The 20775-nt window shown below is 35.7% G+C and carries 22 protein-coding genes; 9 read left to right on the top strand and 13 right to left on the bottom strand.

All coding sequences use genetic code 11. From position 1 onward, the window contains the following. The first annotated feature begins 86 nt into the window (after nt 1-86). The 4 genes from C1A05_RS09955 (at nt 87) to C1A05_RS09940 (ending at nt 2834) form a co-directional block, all read left to right on the top strand. Nucleotides 87-809: an alpha/beta hydrolase gene (locus C1A05_RS09955; RefSeq protein ID WP_102028072.1), complete on the top strand. Its 723-nt coding sequence runs from the start codon at nt 87-89 to the stop codon at nt 807-809. 286 nt (nt 810-1095) lie between these two features. Beyond that, nucleotides 1096-1611, top strand: a complete 516-nt coding sequence (locus tag C1A05_RS09950; protein ID WP_102028071.1) for a YjcG family protein — start codon at nt 1096-1098, stop codon at nt 1609-1611. Continuing rightward, a complete protein-coding gene (locus C1A05_RS09945; RefSeq protein ID WP_102028070.1) occupies nt 1611-2036 on the top strand; it encodes a GNAT family N-acetyltransferase in 426 nt (141 codons plus the stop codon). Before C1A05_RS09950 ends, C1A05_RS09945 begins: the two co-directional genes overlap by 1 nt. 123 nt (nt 2037-2159) lie before the next feature. After that, nucleotides 2160-2834, top strand: a complete 675-nt coding sequence (locus C1A05_RS09940; RefSeq protein WP_102028069.1) for a DUF421 domain-containing protein — start codon at nt 2160-2162, stop codon at nt 2832-2834. 114 nt (nt 2835-2948) lie between these two features. Here C1A05_RS09940 and C1A05_RS09935 read toward each other — a convergent pair whose 3' ends face one another. The 6 genes from C1A05_RS09935 to mgtE form a co-directional block, all read right to left on the bottom strand. Further along, nucleotides 2949-3842, bottom strand: coding sequence for an MBL fold metallo-hydrolase (locus C1A05_RS09935; RefSeq protein WP_102028068.1), 894 nt, complete (start codon nt 3840-3842; stop codon nt 2949-2951). Between the two features lie 28 nt (nt 3843-3870). After that, nucleotides 3871-4128 carry a hypothetical protein gene (locus tag C1A05_RS09930; protein ID WP_102028067.1) on the bottom strand — a complete coding sequence of 86 codons (258 nt, stop codon included), beginning with the start codon at nt 4126-4128 and terminating at the stop codon, nt 3871-3873. Nucleotides 4129-4236: 108 nt separating this feature from the next. Further along, nucleotides 4237-4443: a hypothetical protein gene (locus C1A05_RS09925; protein ID WP_234998466.1), complete on the bottom strand. Its 207-nt coding sequence runs from the start codon at nt 4441-4443 to the stop codon at nt 4237-4239. 107 nt (nt 4444-4550) lie between these two features. Next, complete coding sequence (locus C1A05_RS09920) at nt 4551-4808, bottom strand: hypothetical protein (RefSeq protein ID WP_102028066.1); 258 nt, start codon at nt 4806-4808, stop codon at nt 4551-4553. A 352-nt stretch (nt 4809-5160) separates the two neighbouring features. Then, on the bottom strand, nt 5161-5589 hold the full coding sequence (locus tag C1A05_RS09915; RefSeq protein ID WP_102028065.1) for a CotO family spore coat protein: 429 nt from the start codon (nt 5587-5589) through the stop codon (nt 5161-5163). Nucleotides 5590-5741: 152 nt separating this feature from the next. After that, nucleotides 5742-7115, bottom strand: a complete 1374-nt coding sequence (gene mgtE / locus C1A05_RS09910) for a magnesium transporter (RefSeq protein ID WP_102028064.1) — start codon at nt 7113-7115, stop codon at nt 5742-5744. A gap of 362 nt (nt 7116-7477) precedes the next feature. Between mgtE and C1A05_RS09905 the strand changes: the two genes are divergently transcribed. Beyond that, nucleotides 7478-8662: an FtsW/RodA/SpoVE family cell cycle protein gene (locus tag C1A05_RS09905; protein ID WP_102028063.1), complete on the top strand. Its 1185-nt coding sequence runs from the start codon at nt 7478-7480 to the stop codon at nt 8660-8662. 101 nt (nt 8663-8763) lie between these two features. Continuing rightward, on the top strand, nt 8764-9495 hold the full coding sequence (gene prpE, locus C1A05_RS09900; protein WP_102028062.1) for a bis(5'-nucleosyl)-tetraphosphatase PrpE: 732 nt from the start codon (nt 8764-8766) through the stop codon (nt 9493-9495). 116 nt (nt 9496-9611) lie between these two features. Here the strand turns inward: prpE and C1A05_RS09895 are convergent, their stop codons facing one another. Genes C1A05_RS09895 through C1A05_RS09885 form a run of 3 tightly spaced genes read right to left on the bottom strand, consistent with a single transcriptional unit; the run spans nt 9612 to nt 11962 of the window. Beyond that, nucleotides 9612-10481, bottom strand: a complete 870-nt coding sequence (locus tag C1A05_RS09895; protein WP_102028061.1) for an RluA family pseudouridine synthase — start codon at nt 10479-10481, stop codon at nt 9612-9614. Between the two features lie 12 nt (nt 10482-10493). Then, a complete protein-coding gene (locus C1A05_RS09890; RefSeq protein WP_102028060.1) occupies nt 10494-11297 on the bottom strand; it encodes an NAD kinase in 804 nt (267 codons plus the stop codon). A 17-nt stretch (nt 11298-11314) separates the two neighbouring features. Next, on the bottom strand, nt 11315-11962 hold the full coding sequence (locus C1A05_RS09885; RefSeq protein WP_102028059.1) for a GTP pyrophosphokinase: 648 nt from the start codon (nt 11960-11962) through the stop codon (nt 11315-11317). Nucleotides 11963-12110: 148 nt separating this feature from the next. Here C1A05_RS09885 and C1A05_RS09880 point away from each other — a divergent pair, with 148 nt between their 5' ends. The 3 genes from C1A05_RS09880 (at nt 12111) to C1A05_RS09870 (ending at nt 14119) form a co-directional block, all read left to right on the top strand. Next, nucleotides 12111-12683, top strand: coding sequence for a CYTH domain-containing protein (locus C1A05_RS09880; RefSeq protein ID WP_102028058.1), 573 nt, complete (start codon nt 12111-12113; stop codon nt 12681-12683). A 126-nt stretch (nt 12684-12809) separates the two neighbouring features. Next, on the top strand, nt 12810-13223 hold the full coding sequence (locus C1A05_RS09875; RefSeq protein ID WP_102028057.1) for a globin domain-containing protein: 414 nt from the start codon (nt 12810-12812) through the stop codon (nt 13221-13223). Further along, on the top strand, nt 13220-14119 hold the full coding sequence (locus C1A05_RS09870; RefSeq protein WP_102028056.1) for a ClpXP adapter SpxH family protein: 900 nt from the start codon (nt 13220-13222) through the stop codon (nt 14117-14119). The genes C1A05_RS09875 and C1A05_RS09870 overlap by 4 nt, the downstream gene beginning before the upstream one ends. Nucleotides 14120-14703: 584 nt before the next feature. On the opposite strand, the gene pepF is transcribed toward C1A05_RS09870, so the two are convergent. From pepF to mecA, 4 genes are all read right to left on the bottom strand, one after another. Next, the gene (gene pepF, locus C1A05_RS09860) at nt 14704-16512 is read right to left on the bottom strand and encodes an oligoendopeptidase F (protein ID WP_102028055.1); all 1809 of its coding nucleotides are present in this window, start codon (nt 16510-16512) and stop codon (nt 14704-14706) included. An 82-nt stretch (nt 16513-16594) separates the two neighbouring features. Then, complete coding sequence (locus tag C1A05_RS09855) at nt 16595-17758, bottom strand: competence protein CoiA (RefSeq protein WP_159462050.1); 1164 nt, start codon at nt 17756-17758, stop codon at nt 16595-16597. A gap of 276 nt (nt 17759-18034) precedes the next feature. Next, on the bottom strand, nt 18035-19546 hold the full coding sequence (cls, locus tag C1A05_RS09850; protein ID WP_102028053.1) for a cardiolipin synthase: 1512 nt from the start codon (nt 19544-19546) through the stop codon (nt 18035-18037). Nucleotides 19547-19714: 168 nt separating this feature from the next. Next, entirely contained in the window at nt 19715-20413 is a 699-nt protein-coding gene (gene mecA / locus C1A05_RS09845) for an adaptor protein MecA (protein ID WP_102028052.1), read from the bottom strand. Nucleotides 20414-20775 lie beyond the last annotated feature (362 nt).

Genomic DNA, 20775 nt, shown 5'->3' with positions numbered 1-20775 from the left:
TTATTTCTTGAACAATGGTACTAATCGTATATGTATAGAAAAAGATGAAGGGCATTCCGCCTATTCTATAAAATGAGGTGAAAAAGTTGCGTAGACAAGGAACAATGATTGAAAAAGAAATAAATAGTAAATATTTACATGAAACGTATTCCATTAAAATATACCAACCTAAAAACTTTTCCACGTTGTATAAATATCATATTTGCATTATGCAGGATGGAAATGACTATTTTCAATTAGGTAGGGTTGCAACTGTAAGTGATCAACTGCATGAAGAAGCCGAGATTGAAGATACTGTTTTCGTAGGAATTCATTACAAAGATAAATACGATCGGTTAAAAAAATATCACCCAAAAGGTGAAAAAAATGAAGCCTATATGAAATTTTTACGTTTTGAGGTTGTGCCATTATTAGATGATTTTCTGCCAAGCTACTATCTAGGAGCAACAAGGGTATTAATGGGCGATTCTCTTGGTGGTACGGTTTCCTTAATGACTGCGTTGACTTACCCCAATACATTTGGAAAAGTTATTATGCAGTCCCCCCTTGTCGAGGAAAACGTTTTGAGTATGGTAGAACGAGCAGAGGATACATCGATGTTAACGCTTTACCACACAATTGGTACGAACGAAACAGCTGTCCATACGACTAGTGGTGAGGTAGTGGATTTCTTAGAGCCAAATCGAAAGCTACATAAATTACTATTGGAGAAAAATACTGATTATATATACCATGAGCTTGATGGAGAGCATACATGGAAGCAATGGCAAAAGGATTTGCCAAATGCATTAAAAACTATATTCAATTAATAGCTAAAATGGTGGAATTTTTCGTAATTTCCAAACACCTTTTTAATTTTTGTTTATTTTTTGCTATAATAGGATGTGATACTTAAGTTCAATTGTAGTCAGCATTCGTTCACTCCATCTTTAACATCTTATTATCCTCTTCCAACTTAAAGTGCGTATTTTACGGACGGTTAACAGGAGAAGTGGGATAGATGGAACACACTTTCTGCAACCACATCGAGGTAAACAGAAAAAATTTATTTTTTTTAAACAATAAAAAGTATTTATGGAAAAGGAGGTTTTTTAGATGAAATATGGAATTGCAATTTTTCCTTCAAAGGAAGTACAAGACTTAGCGAACTCCTATCGGAAACGTTATGATCCTGCATATGCACTAATTCCACCTCATATCACTTTAAAAGAGCGTTTTGATTTGGAAGAGAAAGACTTAGATCATTTAGTTGAAAATCTTCACAAGCTAGCAAGCGAAACAAAAGCTTTTCCGCTAAAAATCAAAAAGGTAAGCTCCTTTTACCCTGTTACGAATACGATTTTTCTAAAAGTAGAGCCAGTTGAAGAACTAATGGATTTAAACGAGAAGTTATATACTGGTGCATTTCATCATGAACGAAGCTATGCATTTGTTCCTCACATAACGATTGGTCAAGATTTATCAACCGCTGAGCATTCCGATGTCTATGGAAGTCTAAAATTAGATAGCTTTGATATCGAAGAAACAGTTGATCGATTCCAATTACTTTTCCAATTAGAAAATGGTACATGGGTTGTCCATGAAACATTTAAATTCGGAAAGGAATGCTAATGGAAGTTAAAATCGTTGCATCTGACCAGGAGTTACAGGATGCCTATATGGTACGCAAAGAAGTATTTATTGTGGAACAAAATGTCCCGGTAGAGCTGGAAATGGATGAATACGATGCAAAAGCGATTCACTTCGTGGGTTATGAAGAAGATGAACCAATTTGCGCGAGTCGATTGCGTTTTGTAGATTCATACGGCAAATTGGAGCGCATTTGTGTACGTAGAGAAGCTCGTGGAAAATCATATGGAAAACAAATCATAGCTGCAATGGAAAAGCAAATAACCGTCCGTGGTTATCCAAAAGCAAAATTAAATGCCCAAACACACGCAATTGGTTTCTATGAGTCACTTGGGTATGAGGTTGTTTCGGAAGAATTTATGGATGCTGGAATTCCACACGTGACCATGATTAAAACATTGGAATAATACTTATAAAGCGAGGGCTTATGCCTTCGTTTTTTATTTGTGCTTTTTTCTACAAATCAGGTATTGGAAATTCAAAATTCGGTAGAATAAGTAAAAGAGTTCAAGAAAAAGGTAGGTACATAAATGCACTATTTCAGCATGTTCATCGAAACAATAGTTGGATTTATTTCTCTATTTGCTTTAACAAAAGTACTTGGTAAATCCCAGATTACACAAATTACAGCATTTGACTTTATCGCCGCACTTGTATTAGGTGAACTTGTAGGAAATGCCCTCTTTGATGACCAAGCCGGGGTTATAGATATTGTATTTGCCGTATTATTATGGGGCATTTTACTATATGGAACGGAATTAATTACACAGAAATTCAAGAATACTAGAGAACTACTAGAAGGAAAGCCTTCTGTAATTATTCACAAAGGACAAATTCAAAGAAATGAAATGAAAAAGGCAAAGCTTGATTTAAATCAGCTACAGCATCTACTGCGAACAAAGGATGTCTTTTTTGTAAGTGACGTAGAATATGCGATTTTTGAAACAGATGGTTCTATGTCCGTCTTAAAAAAATCAATGCTGCAAAATGCTACTAGGGAGGATGTCCAAGCAAAGCCAGAGCGGGTTGTACTACCTTATACCTTAATTTTAGATGGAGAACTCGAGTACGATAATTTAAAAGAAGCGAATATAACAGAGGAATGGCTTCAAAATGAACTGAAGAAGCAAGAAATTGATGATTATAAACAAGTCATGTTAGCAGAATACAAAGAAGGAGATGGTTTATATGTTTTTCCATATTAAACCATCTCCTTCATTTATATAAAGTGAACTCAATGAACAAGTGGGATCTACATCCATTCCTCAAAGAGTTCAACTTGACCTTTTTCACTCTTTGCAAGTTCGCTCCTCCTTTACTTAATTTGAACAAAACGTCCAGCGATAATTTTCTATCTTTTGTGTGATCTTCTTTTCTTTTATTAAACCAATTGCATACGCTGTAACAGCAGTTCGAAAAAGCAAAAACTGTGAGAGCTGTGTGGTATTTACTTGGAAATGGGAACAAAAATAATGTACAAGCTCTTCATGAGTAACCGTCTTTTTAGAAGTAATGTAACAATGCATCTCTTCTAATAACATTACGTGGTACTCCATATTTTTTTGAACGGTCTCTTGAAAATCAATTTCAAAAATACCGTGACCCGGAACCCCACCTAAAGCATCGATTTGTGTCAACCGCTTTAAACTCTTTATAGTGGCATGCGCATCCGTAATAAAAGGAATTTTGTGTTTTTGTAACTGCTCTACACTAAAGTATGCATCCCCTGCATATAAAATGTTATCTATTACTAAGCCTGCTTGATAATAGCTGTGTCCAGGCAGAATATAGCATTCCATTTCAAAGCTATTAAAACAATATTTCCCTTCATCAATAGTTTCCTCTACTACAATGGGCTTCCCTTCTAAAAATTTATTTCGCAATTCTGGGAGTGGGTCATTCCCGCCAAATAAATATAAAGGCTCGAGCATCGGATTTTCTAAAATTGCCTTTTCGAATTTCGGCGCAATCACATGTACCTTTTTCTCCTTTTGTACTACATGTGCTCCACCATAATGATCCGAGTGTGCATGCGTAATGAACAGATGAGTAATTGGCAACCCTCGCTCTTCTAAAGTACGCAACACTTTTCTTATGGAGGATTTATCAATACCTGCATCAATTAATAATCCTTCATCCCCATGATGAACATAACCGATATTTACCGCACCTTCAAAGTAATAACCATGATCATTAATTTGTTTAAACTCCAATGTCATGCTCCTTATCCAAAGATTTTTGTTAAATCGTTTCGTTAAAGTGAATTCCTTTCCCAGTTAATTCGGAAATTTTCTGCACATCTACCCTTCCCTTTTTGGACTCATACTGGTTTATATAAGTAGTTTCGTTTTTCTTTAAAGGAAATGGAAATTCTTCAGGATTTCGATGATACATAATCGGCAGTGGGCCTTCAATTTTAAAGGTAGACGGATTCTGCTTCATCACTCTAAGATGATAATTTTCGTATTCAAACTGTCTAATCGGAAGAACATACCCCATTAACATACACCCCTCTTTAAAAAAAGCTTTTCCAATTTTTCCGTTTCCTAAGCATGTCAACCTCTATTTTAGTTTGAATATTGCAAAAATAATGTTACTATTTGTCCTCTATTCCATTCTTTTTTCCAACTCTTTTATCCAATTTTCGACAATAGCCATTTGCTCTGTAAATTGTCCATTCCATTCATCCATTTCTTTCTCGAAGCTTTTTATATTCTCCTCAGGCTTTTGAAACCATTTTTCATTGTTTTGAAGAAATTGTTCTAACGCTTTGGTAAACCGAATAATATTTAGCTGCTCGGGAGACTTTGACAATTGTTTTCCCTCCTTACTGGATATGTACGTCAATCGAACTTACTTAAAAAATTAAAAAACATGGCTGACTTAATGCGGGTACGCTTTTAAGTCAGCCAATGTATTCGTTATATCCATGAAAAAGGACGACGGCGATTATCATCGTGCTCTGAGCTTGAGCTTGAACTACTTTCCTCGTGAAAATCTGATTCTGCCTCTACATCCATCTTCCTATCTTCATCCTCCAATCCTTCGACACGGCGAGGTCCGAAGAACGGATCAAACTGACGTCGTCTAGGCTGTTCATGTCTAGGCTGTTCAAAAATCACATTTTCAGCTTTAATAATAAGATCTTTTACGTGGATCTCTCTTTTTTTATCAGACATTTGGAAACTCCACTCCTTTACCTATAATCATTTCACGTTACTAGTCTATGCGTATGTACATTACATGTTTAGTTAAATAACCTAGATAAAGGAATTAGTTTAAAAAAAGAATGCTTAGCTGGATTCACAATGAGAAGGCACAGTTTCAGAACAAAAGCGGAAGCGGATGATCGGCCCCCAAAGGCATAAGCAAAGCACCGACTTTGCCTTAGAGGAGATTGGCTTATGTCCCGAGGGGCTAGGCGCAGAAGCTGGACGTGGCTATAATTAGTAAACTTATACAAGGTTTTTAAAAATTATACTTTCCTAAGCCATTTAAAAAGAACCGTTCCCACGGTTCTTCCCATAACGATTAAAATCCTTTTAAACGCACATCGATAATTTTATTTGCTGGTATTTCAACTCTTCCAGATCGTTGCAAGCTCTTCATTGTTACAATATCATTTTCATAGGATAAAACAACACCTCTGTATTTTTTATCCTCTGTCATTATTTCACATTTCATCGTGAGCATTTGATTTGGTAAATTACTTAAATACGTAAGCTTTTCTTCAATCGTCATTTCTTTAAATGCTTTTCGTTCTCCAATGCTTTCAGGACTTGAGCTAGATTCCTCCTCCATGAATAATGGTTTTTCATGGTCATAGAGTCCTGGATTATTATGCTTTTTGACCTTTTTTTTATAGGTAGCAATTTCTTGCATAGGTGCCTCGTTCGAATAAATGGTCGCTTGATGAATGTAAAGCAAAGGCGATTTAGAAACTTTTCTACTCTTGGACATACCCTTCTCCCCCTTTACATGTGAACTGGTTTGGAATCTACCAACAATTTATTTCTTAATTCATAATGAATAAATATAGTTGATGGAGATACCTCCGCTTTTTCTTATCTACCAATCACTATATGCTTTCTTTCAGGGTATGTGCCTACTGTTTAAGATGTTTTAATTAAGAAATCCATAAAGGTGGTTGCCATACCAAAATAAATCAAAATGGAAATAATATCATTAATCGTCGTAATAAAAGGTCCACTTGCAACAGCTGGATCTATTTTCATTTTATGCATAAGCAAAGGAATAAACGCGCCAGCCAATGTCGCAACAATTAAGGTAAGCATAATCGAAATTCCAACTAAAATTCCTAAGTATATAGAGCCCTTCCACACATAAATGACGATTGTAATAACGATTCCACTACAGGTTCCAGTAATAAAACCAGTTCCAGCTTCTCTCAGTAATAACTTGGATATCCCGTCTTTTTCACTATCACCAGTTGCGATGCTTCGTACGGCTACCGCTAATGCTTGGGTCCCAGTATTACCGGCCATTCCTGCAATTAAGGGGATAAAAATCGCCAATATCGCAACTTTATCTAACGTTTCTTCAAAGCGTCCAATTAAACTTGCTGTAAATAACCCTAAAAACAGTAAGATTAAGAGCCACGGTAGACGTTTTTTAGCAGCTTCTAGAGCATTCATATTCGGTGTTTCCTTGTCAGAAACCCCTGCTAGCTTGGAATAATCCTCGCTTGCTTCCTCTTCCATAACATCGATAATATCGTCAACGGTTATAATTCCTAATAAATGATTCTGAAAGTCCACAACAGGCAATGCTAATAAATCATAATCGCGCATCATTCGGGCTACATCTTCCTGATCTTCACTTGCCTGTGCTGCTACGATACGATCACTCATCACATCACGGATTACCCAATCTTCTTCGGCAATGATTAAGTCTCTTAAGGAAATAACACCTACTAAATGTTTCTCTCCGTCTATTACATATATATAATAAATCGTTTCTGCCTCAGGAGCTTCCTTCCTTAAATGCAGCATTGCTTCTCGAATCGCCATGGAGGCTCGAACTGCTACGAACTCGGTCGTCATAATACTTCCAGCTGTTTTCTCTTCATAATGCAATAAATCTTTTATCTCTTCAGCAGACTCTTTATCCATAATCGTTAGAAAACTAGCTACTTCATTTTTGTCCAAGGCATTTAATACATCGACAGCATCATCTGTTGCCATTTCTCCTAAAATTTGTGACGCAAACCTTGGATCCATTTCGGTTAGTATAGAATTAATGTCTTCATAATCTATGTTTTCCAATACTTCAGCCATTTCATCTGGTGATAAGTACGTATATATTAATAAACGAATTTCTTTTGATTGCTCCAAAAAGATTTGGGCCTGGTCATAGGGATGCAACTCCAAAAATTCTGCTCGAAACTGATCTATTTGTTCATTTAATAACGCATCCTGAATTTCATTCCACCATTTTTGTCGCATTTGTTGATCTAACGTTTCCATTAAAGAACCTCCAATCTTGAGAAAAATCCACGATAAAAAATGCCCATGTAAATGCTAGCATTGACGTATACTATTAAAGAAAATTTTCTTTTCTTTACGTGTAGGGATAGACAATTTTAATTCCGTCTCCAATATTGAATATTATTTTTTATCCCACTTGCAATCTTAATCAATATTTACGAATTTTTCATCATAAAATTTCAAATGTGAATTGACGAATATCAATTTATCATCAACAATAAGAGAAAGAAGATTTTAGCGATTTTTGTTGAATTATCTTTAAATGTAAGCTATTGGAAGAAATGTCTTTATCCTTTTTCATACGGGACATTTCCGCTACTTGAACTAGAAAGGACCATATTATGCCGAAAGATGCAAATCGTTTGAAACTCGATTTTATCATAATTTTTATCATTTTTGCTTTCGCTGTAATTAGTATTTACACTTTACATTTTATTGAACCTTATTTAAGCGCCTCGGTATCTGGCCAAAATTTATATCTGAAACAAATGTTTTGGTATATTGTTGGTGGTGCGGTTGCTGGTGCGGTTATGATTTTAGATTATGACCGTTTCCGTTCCGTTGCCTGGATTTTATATGGTTTCGGAGTATTATCCTTAATTGGTCTATATGTTTTACCGGAGACGATTTCCAAAGTGGTATATGGGGCAAGAGGATGGTATCAGATTCCTGGTACCACTCAAACCATTCAACCTGTAGAATTTATGAAAATTTTCCTTTTAATTACCGTTGCTCATGTCATTACATCTCATAATGAAAAACGGGAGATAAAAGGGATCAAAGATGATTTATGGCTATTAGGAAAAATATTACTAGTAGCGCTACCTCCATTGTTATTAACGGCAGGATTACCTGACTTAGGTTCTGCTATTGTCTTAACATGTATTGTTAGCTTTCTAATACTAGTCTCTGGTATTCGTTGGCGAATTCTCTTGACTATCATCGGGGTTACTGTAGCTGCAGTTGGAGCTTTTGTTGGATTATATCTTCTATTCCCGGATGTTGTGAAGGATACGTTAAATGAAACAATTTTCCAACACGTTTTAGTCCGTTTGGAGGCATTCTTTGAGCCGCAACAAAACACAGGAGGTTCAGCTTACCAGATTAATAATGCCATGCTCGCGATTGGGTCGGGACAACTATTTGGTAAAGGATTTTCCGAAATGGAAGTATACGTTCCTGTATTGGAAACGGACATGATTTTTGCAGCAATTGCAGAACAATCCGGTTTTATTGGAGCTAGTATTGTGGTAACACTATTTTTCTTATTAATTTATCGAATTATCTTAACTGCGCTTAATTGTAAGGACCCATTTGGTAGCTACTTATGTGCTGGAATCGTTGGTATGATCACCTATCAGGTTATTCAAAATATTGGAATGACTGTAAAAATCATGCCAATTACAGGTCTTCCACTTCCATTTATTAGCTATGGAGGTAGCTCAATGTTAGCCTTTATGATGGCAATTGGGATTGTTCTAAATGTTTACTCTCGTCGAAAAACATACATGTTTGATGATGAATAAGCCTATTAGGAGTGGTTAAGCTACAAATGCTTTACCACTCTTTTTATATACATACAAGTCTACTTTATACAATCACATACTATCGGCCAGGAGGAATAAGTATGAAATATGACATTATTGGAGATATTCACGGCTGCTATGATGAATTACTAGAGCTATTTCTATCGCTTGGCTATCACGTACACAATGGTATTCCACTTCATCCAGATGGGCGTATTCCAGTGTTTGTCGGAGATTTAACGGACAGAGGCCCCGCTTCCATCAAAACAATCCATTTAGTATATAAACTTGTACAAGATGAAAAAGGTCGCTATGTACCCGGCAATCACTGTAATAAGTTGTACCGATATTTCTTAGGCAATCCAGTGAAACACCAACACGGACTAGAAACAACAGTCGCAGAATATGAAGCATTACCTAAGCAAGAAAAAGCAACGGTTAGGAAACGGTTTATGGAGCTATATGAACAGGCACCTTTGTATGACATTTTAGTTGAGGTCAATGCGGTTGTTGCACATGCAGGTATAAAAGAAGAGATGATTGGACGAACAGACAAAAGGACAGAAACTTTTGTTTTTTATGGAGACATTACAGGGAAAACAGATGAACATGGTTTCCCAGAAAGAAGGGATTGGGCTCTACATTATAGCGGAGAGAAATGGATTGTTTACGGTCATACACCTGTACGAAAGCCTAGATTTAGAAATAAGACAGTAAATATTGATACAGGCTGTGTTTTTGGTGGAATGCTTACTGCTTTTCGACTACCAGAAGAGCGGATTGTGTCCGTTCCATCGAAACAGCCATTTATTGAAGAAAAGTTCCGAGCTTAAAAACAAAAGCGGAGGTGCTTTAGTCATAGATGTGGCCATCCAACTAATATATGTATCTGCAGCTTTAAGAATGATAATTTCCTAAACAAAAAGGCTCCCATTTTACGGAAGCCATTCTAGATCAACTCTTGCATATCAGGTGGAAGCTCACTAGAAAATGTCATCCACTTTTCCTGAAACGGATGATAAAAAGCTAATTCGTGACAGTGTAGTGCTTGTCGATTCAATTTATGAGTAGACCCACCATATAAGTCATCTCCAACTAAAGGATGACCAAGATAGGAGAAATGTACACGAATCTGATGGGTTCTGCCGGTTTGCAGCTGAACCTGCACGACAGAAAAATCCTGTAATTCTTGAATTACCCCATAATGCGTAATCGCTTCTTTACCATCAGGACGTACCATCCGCTCGATAATGGACTCTGGTTTTCGACCAATCGGCTCTTCTATCGTACCTTCCTTTTGGTCTAACCTTCCTTCGATAAAAGCGGTGTACTTTCGTTTCACTTCCCCTTCTCGTTGAAAGTTCGATAATAAAGAATGACTGAAACGATGCTTTGCGACTAACATTAATCCAGATGTATTCCGATCCAATCGGGTAACGACATGAACCGTATAGGGTAATCCTTGTTGCTCGTAATAATACAACAAGCCATGTGCAATGGATTCTTTATTTAACAAACGGGAGGGAATTACAGGTAGCCCAGCCTGTTTGTTTAAGACAAGGACATCTTCATCCTCATAAACGATATGCAATGGAATCGATTTGGGATAAAGCTCACGTCCTTTTTGTTCTTCCGGAAACAAAATCTCTAGTACATCTCCAGTACGAAGCGTCTCTCTCACCGTAACCAGATGATTGTTCAATTTAATAAGCCCATCTGTTTTAATTGCCTTTAACATCCTTCTAGACATAGAACGAACTGTAATTAAATAGTCTCGAATTAGAAATCCATCATGAACTTGATCAATCTCCCATTTCATAGCGGTCTCCTCTTACGCTTGGTTATCATCAATAAAGGAATCATGTACTCTTTTCCAAAATGGGAAAGGTCTAAAACGTGCAAATTTTACTTTTTCCTTAGCAACACGACATTCAATTGTTTTTACATCTTTATATTCTTTTGTAATATGGTCCACTGTTATTAAAAAGCTTCGCTCATTTAATGGTCGTAATATACAAGTGTGATGCTTTGGTAAAATTAAAGGAGAGCCAACGGTACGGAACACTCTATTATTGATGGATGCCATTTCTGTAATTTGAATGGCTTCTAGCGAGGGATGAATAATGGCTCCTCCTAATGCTTTATTATAAGCGGTACTTCCAGAAGGTGTTGAAATACATAGTCCATCCCCACGAAATGTTTCAAAATGCTCACCCTTTATCTCTACGTCAAAAACAACAGATCCTTCTGGCGTTTTTACAGAGCTTTCATTTAAGGCTAAGAATCGGTGCTCTTTTTCCCCATCATTTGGAATGATCTTAATTTCTAACAGCGGATATTCAACAACCTGAAATGGCGTTCTTGCGATTTCAATAATTAACTTCTCTAATTCCTTTGGTTGCCAATCTGCATAAAAGCCTAAATGCCCGGTATGAATCCCAATAAAAGCCGTATGTTTTAATCGATGAACATATGTATGAAAGGCTTCCAGTAAGGTGCCATCTCCCCCAACAGAAATAACAAGGTCCGGTGTTTCTTCATTTAATTCCAAATTGAATTCGGTTAAATAATTTTTTATCTTTGTACATATTTCATTGGATGTAGAATCGCCTCTCGATTGAATTGCAAATTTCATCTTTTTTTCCCCTTCATTTAAATGCTTTTCTTTTCCTGTGAATTATTGTTGTTTTCCCGTTTATTATTAAAAATAACCTGGGCCTCATGTATTTCATGTCTGATTTTTGACATCTCTTCATCTAATCGAAAGGCAGCCTCTGCTGCACGTTTTAATCTGTTTTTAATGTTCGTAGGTATTTGGCCCTCATATTTGTAATTTAAGGAATGCTCATTAGTAGCCCAGAAATTCATGGCCAATGTCCGAATTTGAATTTCCGCTAGTAGCTTCTTTTCCCCATTTATTGTTTCCACTGGATAATTAATAATCATATGATAAGAACGATAACCACTCTCTTTTTTTCTAGAAATATAGTCTTTCTCTTCTATGATTTCAAAATCCTTGCGACACTTCAGCATATTTACTACAGTATAAATATCGTCAACAAACTGACACACAACCCTAACCCCAGCTATATCCTGAAGTTCGTTTTCAATTTGATCGAACGGAATGTTTCGCTTACGCATTTTTTCTAAAATACTAGGGATCGGTTTTACTCTTCCAGTAACAAACTCAATCGGTGACTGCCTTGAATCATATTCGTATTGCGACCTCATACCCCTTAACTTAACTTTAAGTTCGTCAACTACTTGTGCATATGGGGCTAGAATAGCATTCCAGTTCAACATAATCCCACCTTCTTTGTTCCATTACTCCGAAATAAACACGTGTATATTGTACCATATAATGTTCTGAAATTTCTCAAGTGTCGTTGAATTTCTAGTACCCTTTTGGTCATAATAGAGTAACGATTTATTTAGAGGAGCGTATAAAATGCAAGAAATCGAGATTGAATTTAAAAACCTATTAACAAAAGAAGAATATGAACAGCTACTAACTGCCTTTCAGCTAAAACGAGAAGGTGCCAAAAAACAAGTCAATTATTATTTTGAGACGGATAACTTTCATTTAAAAGAAAGAGGATCAGCTCTTCGTATACGAGAAAAAAACAATAAATATGTCGTTACGTTAAAACAACCTCATGAGGATGGCTTATTGGAAACCCATGCTGAAATAAGCATGGAAGAATGTAAAGAAGCATTGAAGTCAGCAAACTGGAAAATTCCAAATACCATTGCTATACAACTACAAAGGTTAAATGTCCCAATCGAGCAGCTTCGCTTTAGAGGAGCTTTAACGACCTATCGTTTGGAGACAGACTGGAAAAACTGTTTGCTCGTGCTTGATTATAGCATGTATCACAATACGGAAGACTATGAATTGGAACTGGAGACGAGCGAATTTCAGTACGGTAAAGATGTCTTTCATCAGCTATTGAATGAACACCAGATCGTAAAAAGGGAGACCAGAAATAAAATCGAGCGCTTTTTTCTAGCCATGCCTTAAAACAGATTATTTGCCAATTTTATTACAACGTTGCTACAATAATAATTAATTCTTACTTGTACAATTCAATGGACGTTTATTTATAGACAATTTGATAAATGGAAATATGTAAGGAAAGGTCATGAGATGATGAATAAAGAATATGGAACAATCTATGATGCAATTGGTGGGTTTGAAACAATTGAAAAAATCGTTGAGGCTTTCTATTATCGTGTAGGAAGGCATCCAAAGTTGACACCCATTTTTCCTGAAGACTTAACAGAAGTTGCTCGTAAACAGAAACAATTTTTAACCCAATTTTTTGGTGGACCTCCTCTTTATGTTAGAGAACACGGCCATCCACGTATGAGATTTCGGCATCTTCCGCATGAAATCACACCATCAAGAAGAGATGCATGGCTTGCATGTATGAACGAGGCTTTAAAAGAAGCAGAAATTGAAGAACCTTACTTTTCCATTATGTTTGAACGACTTTCCATGACAGCAAATCATATGATGAATACTCCGGAACCAGATGATGAGAAAGGAGAATATGAGTGAAACGAAAAAGTACTGGGCAGACCAGCAACACGAACCCAAACCAAGATTCCCAGTATGGTTTTTTTAACTTATTGAGAAAACCAATTGAAATCTACGTTTTTATTGATCCATTATGTCCTAAATGCTGGTCTCTTGAGCCGATACTAAAAAAACTTAAAATTGAATATGGACATTATTTTAAGATTCGGCCAATTGTTAGTGGAAAGTTAGAAAATTTAAATGTAAATAAATTAAATAAAGCGAAAAACATAGCAGAAATATGGGAAAAAACCGCAAGTAGAACCGGTATGAGTTGCGATGGCGATGTATGGCTAGAAAACCCTATTTCCTCCCCATGGCTTCCTTCTTTAGCGATTAAAGCAGCTGAGTTACAAGGGAGAAAGTCTGGAACCGTATTTTTGCGTAAGCTTCAAGAGCATCTTTTTGTTAATAAAAAGGATATTTCACAAGAGCATATTCTAATACAATGTGCAAAAGAAGCTCAATTAGACGTAGAAGAGTTCCAGAATGATTTGCACGATGATTCGGCTAAAAAAGCACTTCAATGTGATGTGAAGCTCACGCATGAAATGGAAATCGATCAGCTTCCTGCAATCGTATTTTTTAATCAGCTGGAGGAACAAGAGGGAATTAAAGTTACAGGATTATATACCTATGAAGTATATGTCAAGGTCCTTACAGAACTACTAGGACAAGAACCGAAGCTTGCTCCAACTCCTTCTTTGGAAGAGTTTATGAAGCATTATCAATTTGTTGCAGCAAAAGAAATCTCCGTAGTTTTTGATTGGACATCGGAAAAGACAGAAAAAGAAATGAAAAAGTTATTAATTAAACAAATTGTAGAAAAAATACCAGCAAAATATGGTACCTTTTGGTTATACAAAGAAAAAAGGTAATAGCTCCCTACCTATCCAAGGTTTGGGAGACTTTTTAAATGCAAAAAAAAGAATGACTTTATGTATAAAAATAGTCATTCTTTCACTTATACTTATGTCATTTAAAGACAAAGGGGGATGGGAGAAAGTTTCACATCAAAATAAGGGTTTTGAAGTTTGTGATTACTTTCACTAATAATATAGCATAGGCTATGTGCTCATTCAACTAATTCGTGAAGCTTTTCACAAAAATGTAACAAATTGATTTTTGAGGGAAAGACATGTTTTGTTGGGAGCTTGCATATACATGTACAAACACTCAGCATCCAGCGAAAGAAGTGAGGTTTCTTCCAATGAACAAGTACATTATTTGGGTCTATGTTGCGTTCTTCCTCGGTGCATTTTATTTAAACGTTATCGGGCTAATGAATCTCATTCCTAGAATAATTACGTTGCCCCTACTCTTTTTTTCCATTTATCTTTTGGTACATAGTCTCTTTTACCGTAAAGCATTTAAAGGATTTAAAAGGGCAAGATAACAGGAATCCAATTCGTAATTAACAAAAACCCCACTCTCGTGAAATGATCGAGAGTGGGGATATTTATTAGGATTTTAACAATGTTTCAAACTCATTTAATTTTTCCTCAAACACATCTAAAGCAGCTAAAATAGGCTGTTTAGATGTCATATCCACTCCGGCACGCTTTAAAACCTCGATTGGATAATCGCTACTACCTGACTTTAAAAAATCAAGGTATCGCTGAACAGCAGGATCTCCTTCTTCTAATATTTTCGAGGCAAGTGCAGTAGCAGCAGAATAACCTGTAGCATACTGATAAACGTAATAATTATAGTAAAAGTGTGGTATCCTAGCCCACTCTAATCCGATCTTTTCATCGACTGTAATGTTTTCACCAAAGTAGCGTTTGTTTAGCTCATAATAAATCTGGGTTAACTTGTCAGCTGTTAATGGTTCTCCCTTTTGAGCACGGACATGAATGTCATGTTCAAACTCTGCAAACATGGTTTGACGATAAACTGTAGCTCGGAATCCCTCTAGAAAATGGTTTAGTAAATATAATTTTTCTTGTTTATCTTCCGTAACCTTCAATAAATAATCATTTAACAATGCTTCGTTGCAGGTTGATGCAACCTCTGCTACGAAAATGGAGTAGTTGCCGTAACGATATGGTTGATTTTCACGCGTATAATAACTATGCAAGGAGTGGCCCAATTCATGCGCTAGTGTAAATAAATTGTTGATGTCATCCTGCCAGTTCAACAAAATATATGGATTTGTACCATAAACACCAGATGAATATGCCCCACTACGTTTACCCTTGTTTTCTACAACATCAATCCAACGACTTTCAAAGCCTTCATTTAATTTGCTAACATAATCCTCTCCAAGTGGCGCTAATCCTTTTAAAACATGCTCCTTTGCTTCCTCATATGAAATTTTCATATCCACTTCTTGAACTAATGGTGCATATAAATCATACATATGCACTTCATCAAGTCCTAGTAGTTCTTTACGTAGCTCTACATATTTATGAAGTAACGGCAAACGCTCATTAATCGCCTCTACAAGATTATCATACACTTTTTCAGGGATATTATTGGAATCCAGTGCGGATTGACGTGCAGAATCATATTTACGTGTTTTCGCAAAGAAATTATCACTTTTTATGTTCCCAGTTAACGTAGAGGCAAATGTATTTTTAAACTTCCCAAAGGTATCATACATTGCATCGAAAGCATCTTTCCGTACTCTTCTCTCTTTTGATTGTAAGAACTTAGAATAACGCCCATGTGTGAGGTCAATTTCATTTCCTTCTTCGTCCTTAATTGCTGGAAACTCAAGATCTGCATTATTTAACATTCCAAATGTTTGGGAAGGACTAGAAGTCACTTCAGATACTTCAGCAAGTAATACCTCTTCACTTTCGCTTAACACATGTGGACGTTGCCTTAAAACATCCTCTAAATAGTGCTTATAAAGCTTTAGCTCTTCATTTTCATTAAGAAATGCATCAACCTGAGCATCGTCTAATGTTAGGATTTCAGGGATGATAAAGCTCATTGCACTAGATGCTTGAGTTAGTAACGTTTCTGCTTTATTGTTTAATTCTTGGTAAAAGGAATTTGTTGTATCCTGATCATAACGCATATGTGCATACGTGTAGAGCTTCGCTAATCTGCCAGAAATCTCATCCTGCAATTTTAAAAGTTTTAACAAATTAGCCGCAGATTCTGTTATCTTCCCTTGGAAATCGGCAATGGATGGGTACAATTGTTTAACTTCTTCTAGTTCACGTTCCCAAGCTTGATCGGTTTCGAAAATGTCCTCTAGTCGCCATGTTTTATCAACTGGCACCTCTTCACGCTTTGGGAGCTGTTTGTTATTTGTCATTTTGTCTTCCTCCTTCAGTTCCATACATGTATAAATTCTGTTTTCAACATAAGAAATCCTGCATTGAAATGATTTTCCTTCTCTATCTTATTCTATCCTTTAATTGTTTTATGATAAACCAATCTTGCTTCATTACATCATCCATTGTTTTTGGGAATGCGATCTCCTTCGTTTTCACATATGTTGTATTATTAACCTTTGTTATTATATTCAGCTTTATTAATCGTAATAAATACTCTTGAACCGGATCTCCTTTGAGAAATTTCCCATGGACAGTTAACCGTTTATTCAAATTATTGGTTTCCGATGAGATTTGTTCGATGGATATCCTTTCTCCCAAGTGGAGACGGCTTAATACATTTAAAACAATCAGACTTTGCCACCAATAAGGATTGGATTGAAAAGCCATTTGACTCGAAACAGGAAGATGGATGATTGAAGGAAGATATTGTGGATGTAGTCCTTTTGCATATAACCAATTTAAATAATATCGGTCCTCTTTTGACAAATAAGTAGCTCTAAAATTCCTAAAATACCGCTTTTCCTTACCCCAATATTCCAAAATCATCCGTTCTGATAAAACATTACTTTGAAACATTTGTTGGATCGTAAGTTTTTGCAATGGAATATGCTGGATGTGACCATACACTTTATTTCGAATTGGATAGGGATTGGATAATATTCTCATAATTTTTGTTTGTGGATTGTAAAGATATAGTTGAGGAAGGTTTTGATAAAACTGATGAAAAAAGTGATATTCAAAGTCACTTAAATATAGACAAGTATCGGTGCTTTTCTTAAGTCGTTTTTCTCCTAAAATCCATATTGGAATAATTCCACTTTTCATGTAACTTTTTGTTCTTTTTTGTAATATTTCCAGGGAAATCGAAGCACACTGAAACTCAAAGGCAAAATAATGAGCATTTATTTTACATAGTATATCCGCTCTTTGCTGTATATTTTCTACATACGCTTCCATTTTTGCAGGGATATGTTGGGATAAAAGCCACTGATACAAATCGAGTTTTCCTTGTTCATGATACGCACTCTCTCCTCTTTCTATAAAAGTACAATTGCTATTTTGGAAATGTGCAAAGTGTGGAATCACCTTACTCCCAGCTCTCACCATGACTTTTTCTTTACAGTCAGGACAATAGAACGTGTTTTTTCTAAGTACTTCGACTTCTTTTGACGAGATTAATGGCAATATGACTTGCTCACCACTTTTATTTATTGCAGAAAGCACCTGTGCTCCCCCTATTCCAAAATGAATTTACTTTTAATTTAGTAAAGTTATCTAGATTCTGCAAAAGGTCTAATTCTGCTTTTAACGAAACGATTTCATATAAAAACACCTTTTCCATTTTTGAAAAAGGTGTTTTAGTATGCTCGTATTAGATAAAAATGTATTATAAATCTTTTTCTTTTCTATGAGATGAACAAAACTTTGAATGCTCTATAGAACCGGACAGTGAGCATCTTATGCGGAAATCTCCCTATCCGAACTTCATAGTATAGCGATTTATAATAATGGAGAAAGCAAGCGACAAAGAGATTCATACATACGCATAAAAATAGAGCGGTTTTTAAAAGTATCGTAAACAAGTTCAGATGAATGTTTAATATCTCTTAAGAAGTCTTCCACAAGCTCTTTTGTACTTTCCGTTCGGTATAGAAAGGCATTTACCTCAAAATTTAAATGAAAGCTTCTCATATCCATATTAGAAGTTCCAATCGATGCTAACTCATTATCGACAATTAATATTTTACTATGCATAAATCCTTCTTTATATTGATAGATACGAATACCCGCTTCCATAAGTTCTGGATAATAAGATTGTGAAGCGTAATAAACAATTTTTTTATCTGGGCGGTTTGGAACCAACAAACGAACATCGATTCCACTTAAGGCTGCCACCTTTAGTGCAGATAGAATATCCTCGTCTGGGACAAAATACGGAGAAGCAATCCAAATCGACTTCTGAGCAGACATGATCATCGAGAAAAATAGCATTTTAATGGTTTCCCACTCACTATCTGGTCCTCCTGCAATAAGCTGAAACCCTCCCTGTACTTCCTCAACTAAAGCATTAGGCGATAGATAGACCGGCTTTAATAATGTTTTCCCAGTCATATAAAACCAATCCTGCAAGAAAACCATTTGTAAGCTACGGACACCCTCCCCTTTTACATAAAGATGGGTATCACGCCAATTGCCAAAATATTTATCTCTTCCTATATATTCATCACCTATATTTAGTCCTCCAACAAAGCCAATCGTTCCATCAATAACGATAATTTTACGATGATTTCTGAAATTAATTTTATTACTAAAGAATGGTAAGCGAACTGGTAAAAACGGAATCAATTCCACACCCGCTTCTCTTAATTCTCCCTTATATTCATTAGACAGCTGCCAGCTCCCAACTGCATCGTATAAGAACCGAACTTCTACTCCATTTTTCGCTTTTTCCACCAAAACATCTTTTATTTCATTTCCCAATTCGTCATGACGGACAATATAAAATTCTAAATGAATATGATGCTCGGCTTTTTTTAACTCTTCTATCATTTTCGGAAATGCTTGTGTCCCATTTGTTAACACCTTTGTTTTTGTATGTAAGGAGATGGATGAGTTCCCGACATTTTGTGCCAAATTAAATAAATTTCTTTGGTGTTCATTCAAATCATTTAGCTCAAAATGGTGTTTATAACGATTTTTCTCTATCTGTTTATAGGTTTTCTCATCTAATTCTGCTTTTTGTTTAAACATTTTACGCTTGCGATAGTTCTGACCAAAAAACAAGTAAAAGAAGAACCCTACTACAGGAAATGCAGCTAGGATCATTAACCAGTTCAACGTCTGAGATGGCTTTCGATTCTCCATAAAGATTACAAAACCAATCAATATAACGGATATCGTTAACATAAGGGAGAAAATTGGTAAAATCCAACCTCCCCAGTGCAAATTAAGATAATATAAAGCAACAATACTAATTAAAGCAAACAACAAAAGTTGAATTCTTTTAAACATTTCTTGTGTACCTTCCTTTATGTGCGATAACTATTCGTACGATTCAAGCTGCACAGAGTTTCATCATTATGCAACCTTACAACATTATACTATAACTTGTGACTTTCAACATGCTTCAAGAAACACAAAAAATAAGACATTCCTAGTATTAGGGAATGTCTCTATGAATTAAAGATTAGGAAAATGTTCCTTCATGGATTGTAGTGCTTGATTAGCAAATATTACTTTACCATATTCTTCTAAACGGTGAATCGTTATACCACTTTCCTCACCATATTCTAAAACGTGACTCAAAATATTTTCTTGTGTATCGTCGTCTAGTAGTCCGTCTTTAAATTCGATGAACAGATAATAAGATGAATCAAAATAATATAACTCGTTGTGGAATGGTTCTGCAAAATGGATTTCATGGCTCAATTGAATCACATGCTCAATATCTTGAAAGCGAATCGTGATCGAGAAATCATCCATTTCATCATCAAGATCTAGCTCATCCTCTACTTCATTGTCTTCTTTATCATGAAGTATATAGTCTTTTCCTAGCAAGGACTCCATTTTTTCATCGATTGGTAAGTTGAAGAATTTACCGTCCTCTGGTGTAAATTCTAATTTATTTCCATCCTTTGTTAGCTGCGCTTTTGTGACTAGGATTTCCAATCCTTTATCAAGGGCATGAACTTGTATCCATAATGGACCGTCCACGATAAAATCCTCTTCGTCGTTGATTTCATCCATCATGTCCCAGAAAAGCTGTTCGCTTTTTTCCCGGTTGTACCAAATTTCCTCTCGGTCAAATCCTCTATCTTCAATATCCATATACGATATATAAAACTTCACTGTGTTTTCATTGATACGTTCGATTTCCATTAGAGATTCTCTCCCTTCTAATCATTATGGATTTATCTTTATCATAGGTATTTACCTATAGACTTTCCTTTGAAGGGAACAATTACCCTTTTTCATCTCCTACCTTAAAGCATAACCTACAGAAAGGATAACTTATACTTATCTATTAGTATTTTATGATACTTTTTGTAATATGAAAATAAAAATGCCTTTATCTTAGAAAAATGGACGAAAGACACTTATCTTTCCATTCTTTTATATACTAATCCAGCATATATATAATAGAACATATAAAGGACAAGCATGTATCTTGACCTTCATGAATTCATGAATCTATAATTATTTGGTTCTCTAATAAGTCTATTTAGCAATGGATTAGTGTA

This window comes from Salirhabdus sp. Marseille-P4669, assembly GCF_900240405.1.
Taxonomy (GTDB): Bacteria; Bacillota; Bacilli; order Bacillales; family Alkalibacillaceae; genus OEQK01.
The sequence above is the reverse complement of the archived record's forward strand: the minus strand, read 5'-3'. Positions and strand labels throughout refer to the sequence as shown.

Coding starts and splice junctions, on each gene's coding strand:
- C1A05_RS09950 (WP_102028071.1), top strand. CDS start 1,096: ATGAAATATGGAATTGCAATTTTTCCTTCAAAGGAAGTACAAGACTTA.
- C1A05_RS09945 (WP_102028070.1), top strand. CDS start 1,611: ATGGAAGTTAAAATCGTTGCATCTGACCAGGAGTTACAGGATGCCTAT.
- C1A05_RS09940 (WP_102028069.1), top strand. CDS start 2,160: ATGCACTATTTCAGCATGTTCATCGAAACAATAGTTGGATTTATTTCT.
- C1A05_RS09930 (WP_102028067.1), bottom strand. CDS start 4,128: ATGGGGTATGTTCTTCCGATTAGACAGTTTGAATACGAAAATTATCAT.
- C1A05_RS09920 (WP_102028066.1), bottom strand. CDS start 4,808: ATGTCTGATAAAAAAAGAGAGATCCACGTAAAAGATCTTATTATTAAA.
- C1A05_RS09915 (WP_102028065.1), bottom strand. CDS start 5,589: ATGTCCAAGAGTAGAAAAGTTTCTAAATCGCCTTTGCTTTACATTCAT.
- mgtE (WP_102028064.1), bottom strand. CDS start 7,115: ATGGAAACGTTAGATCAACAAATGCGACAAAAATGGTGGAATGAAATT.
- C1A05_RS09905 (WP_102028063.1), top strand. CDS start 7,478: ATGCCGAAAGATGCAAATCGTTTGAAACTCGATTTTATCATAATTTTT.
- prpE (WP_102028062.1), top strand. CDS start 8,764: ATGAAATATGACATTATTGGAGATATTCACGGCTGCTATGATGAATTA.
- C1A05_RS09895 (WP_102028061.1), bottom strand. CDS start 10,481: ATGAAATGGGAGATTGATCAAGTTCATGATGGATTTCTAATTCGAGAC.
- C1A05_RS09890 (WP_102028060.1), bottom strand. CDS start 11,297: ATGAAATTTGCAATTCAATCGAGAGGCGATTCTACATCCAATGAAATA.
- C1A05_RS09880 (WP_102028058.1), top strand. CDS start 12,111: ATGCAAGAAATCGAGATTGAATTTAAAAACCTATTAACAAAAGAAGAA.
- C1A05_RS09875 (WP_102028057.1), top strand. CDS start 12,810: ATGATGAATAAAGAATATGGAACAATCTATGATGCAATTGGTGGGTTT.
- pepF (WP_102028055.1), bottom strand. CDS start 16,512: ATGACAAATAACAAACAGCTCCCAAAGCGTGAAGAGGTGCCAGTTGAT.
- cls (WP_102028053.1), bottom strand. CDS start 19,546: ATGTTTAAAAGAATTCAACTTTTGTTGTTTGCTTTAATTAGTATTGTT.
- mecA (WP_102028052.1), bottom strand. CDS start 20,413: ATGGAAATCGAACGTATCAATGAAAACACAGTGAAGTTTTATATATCG.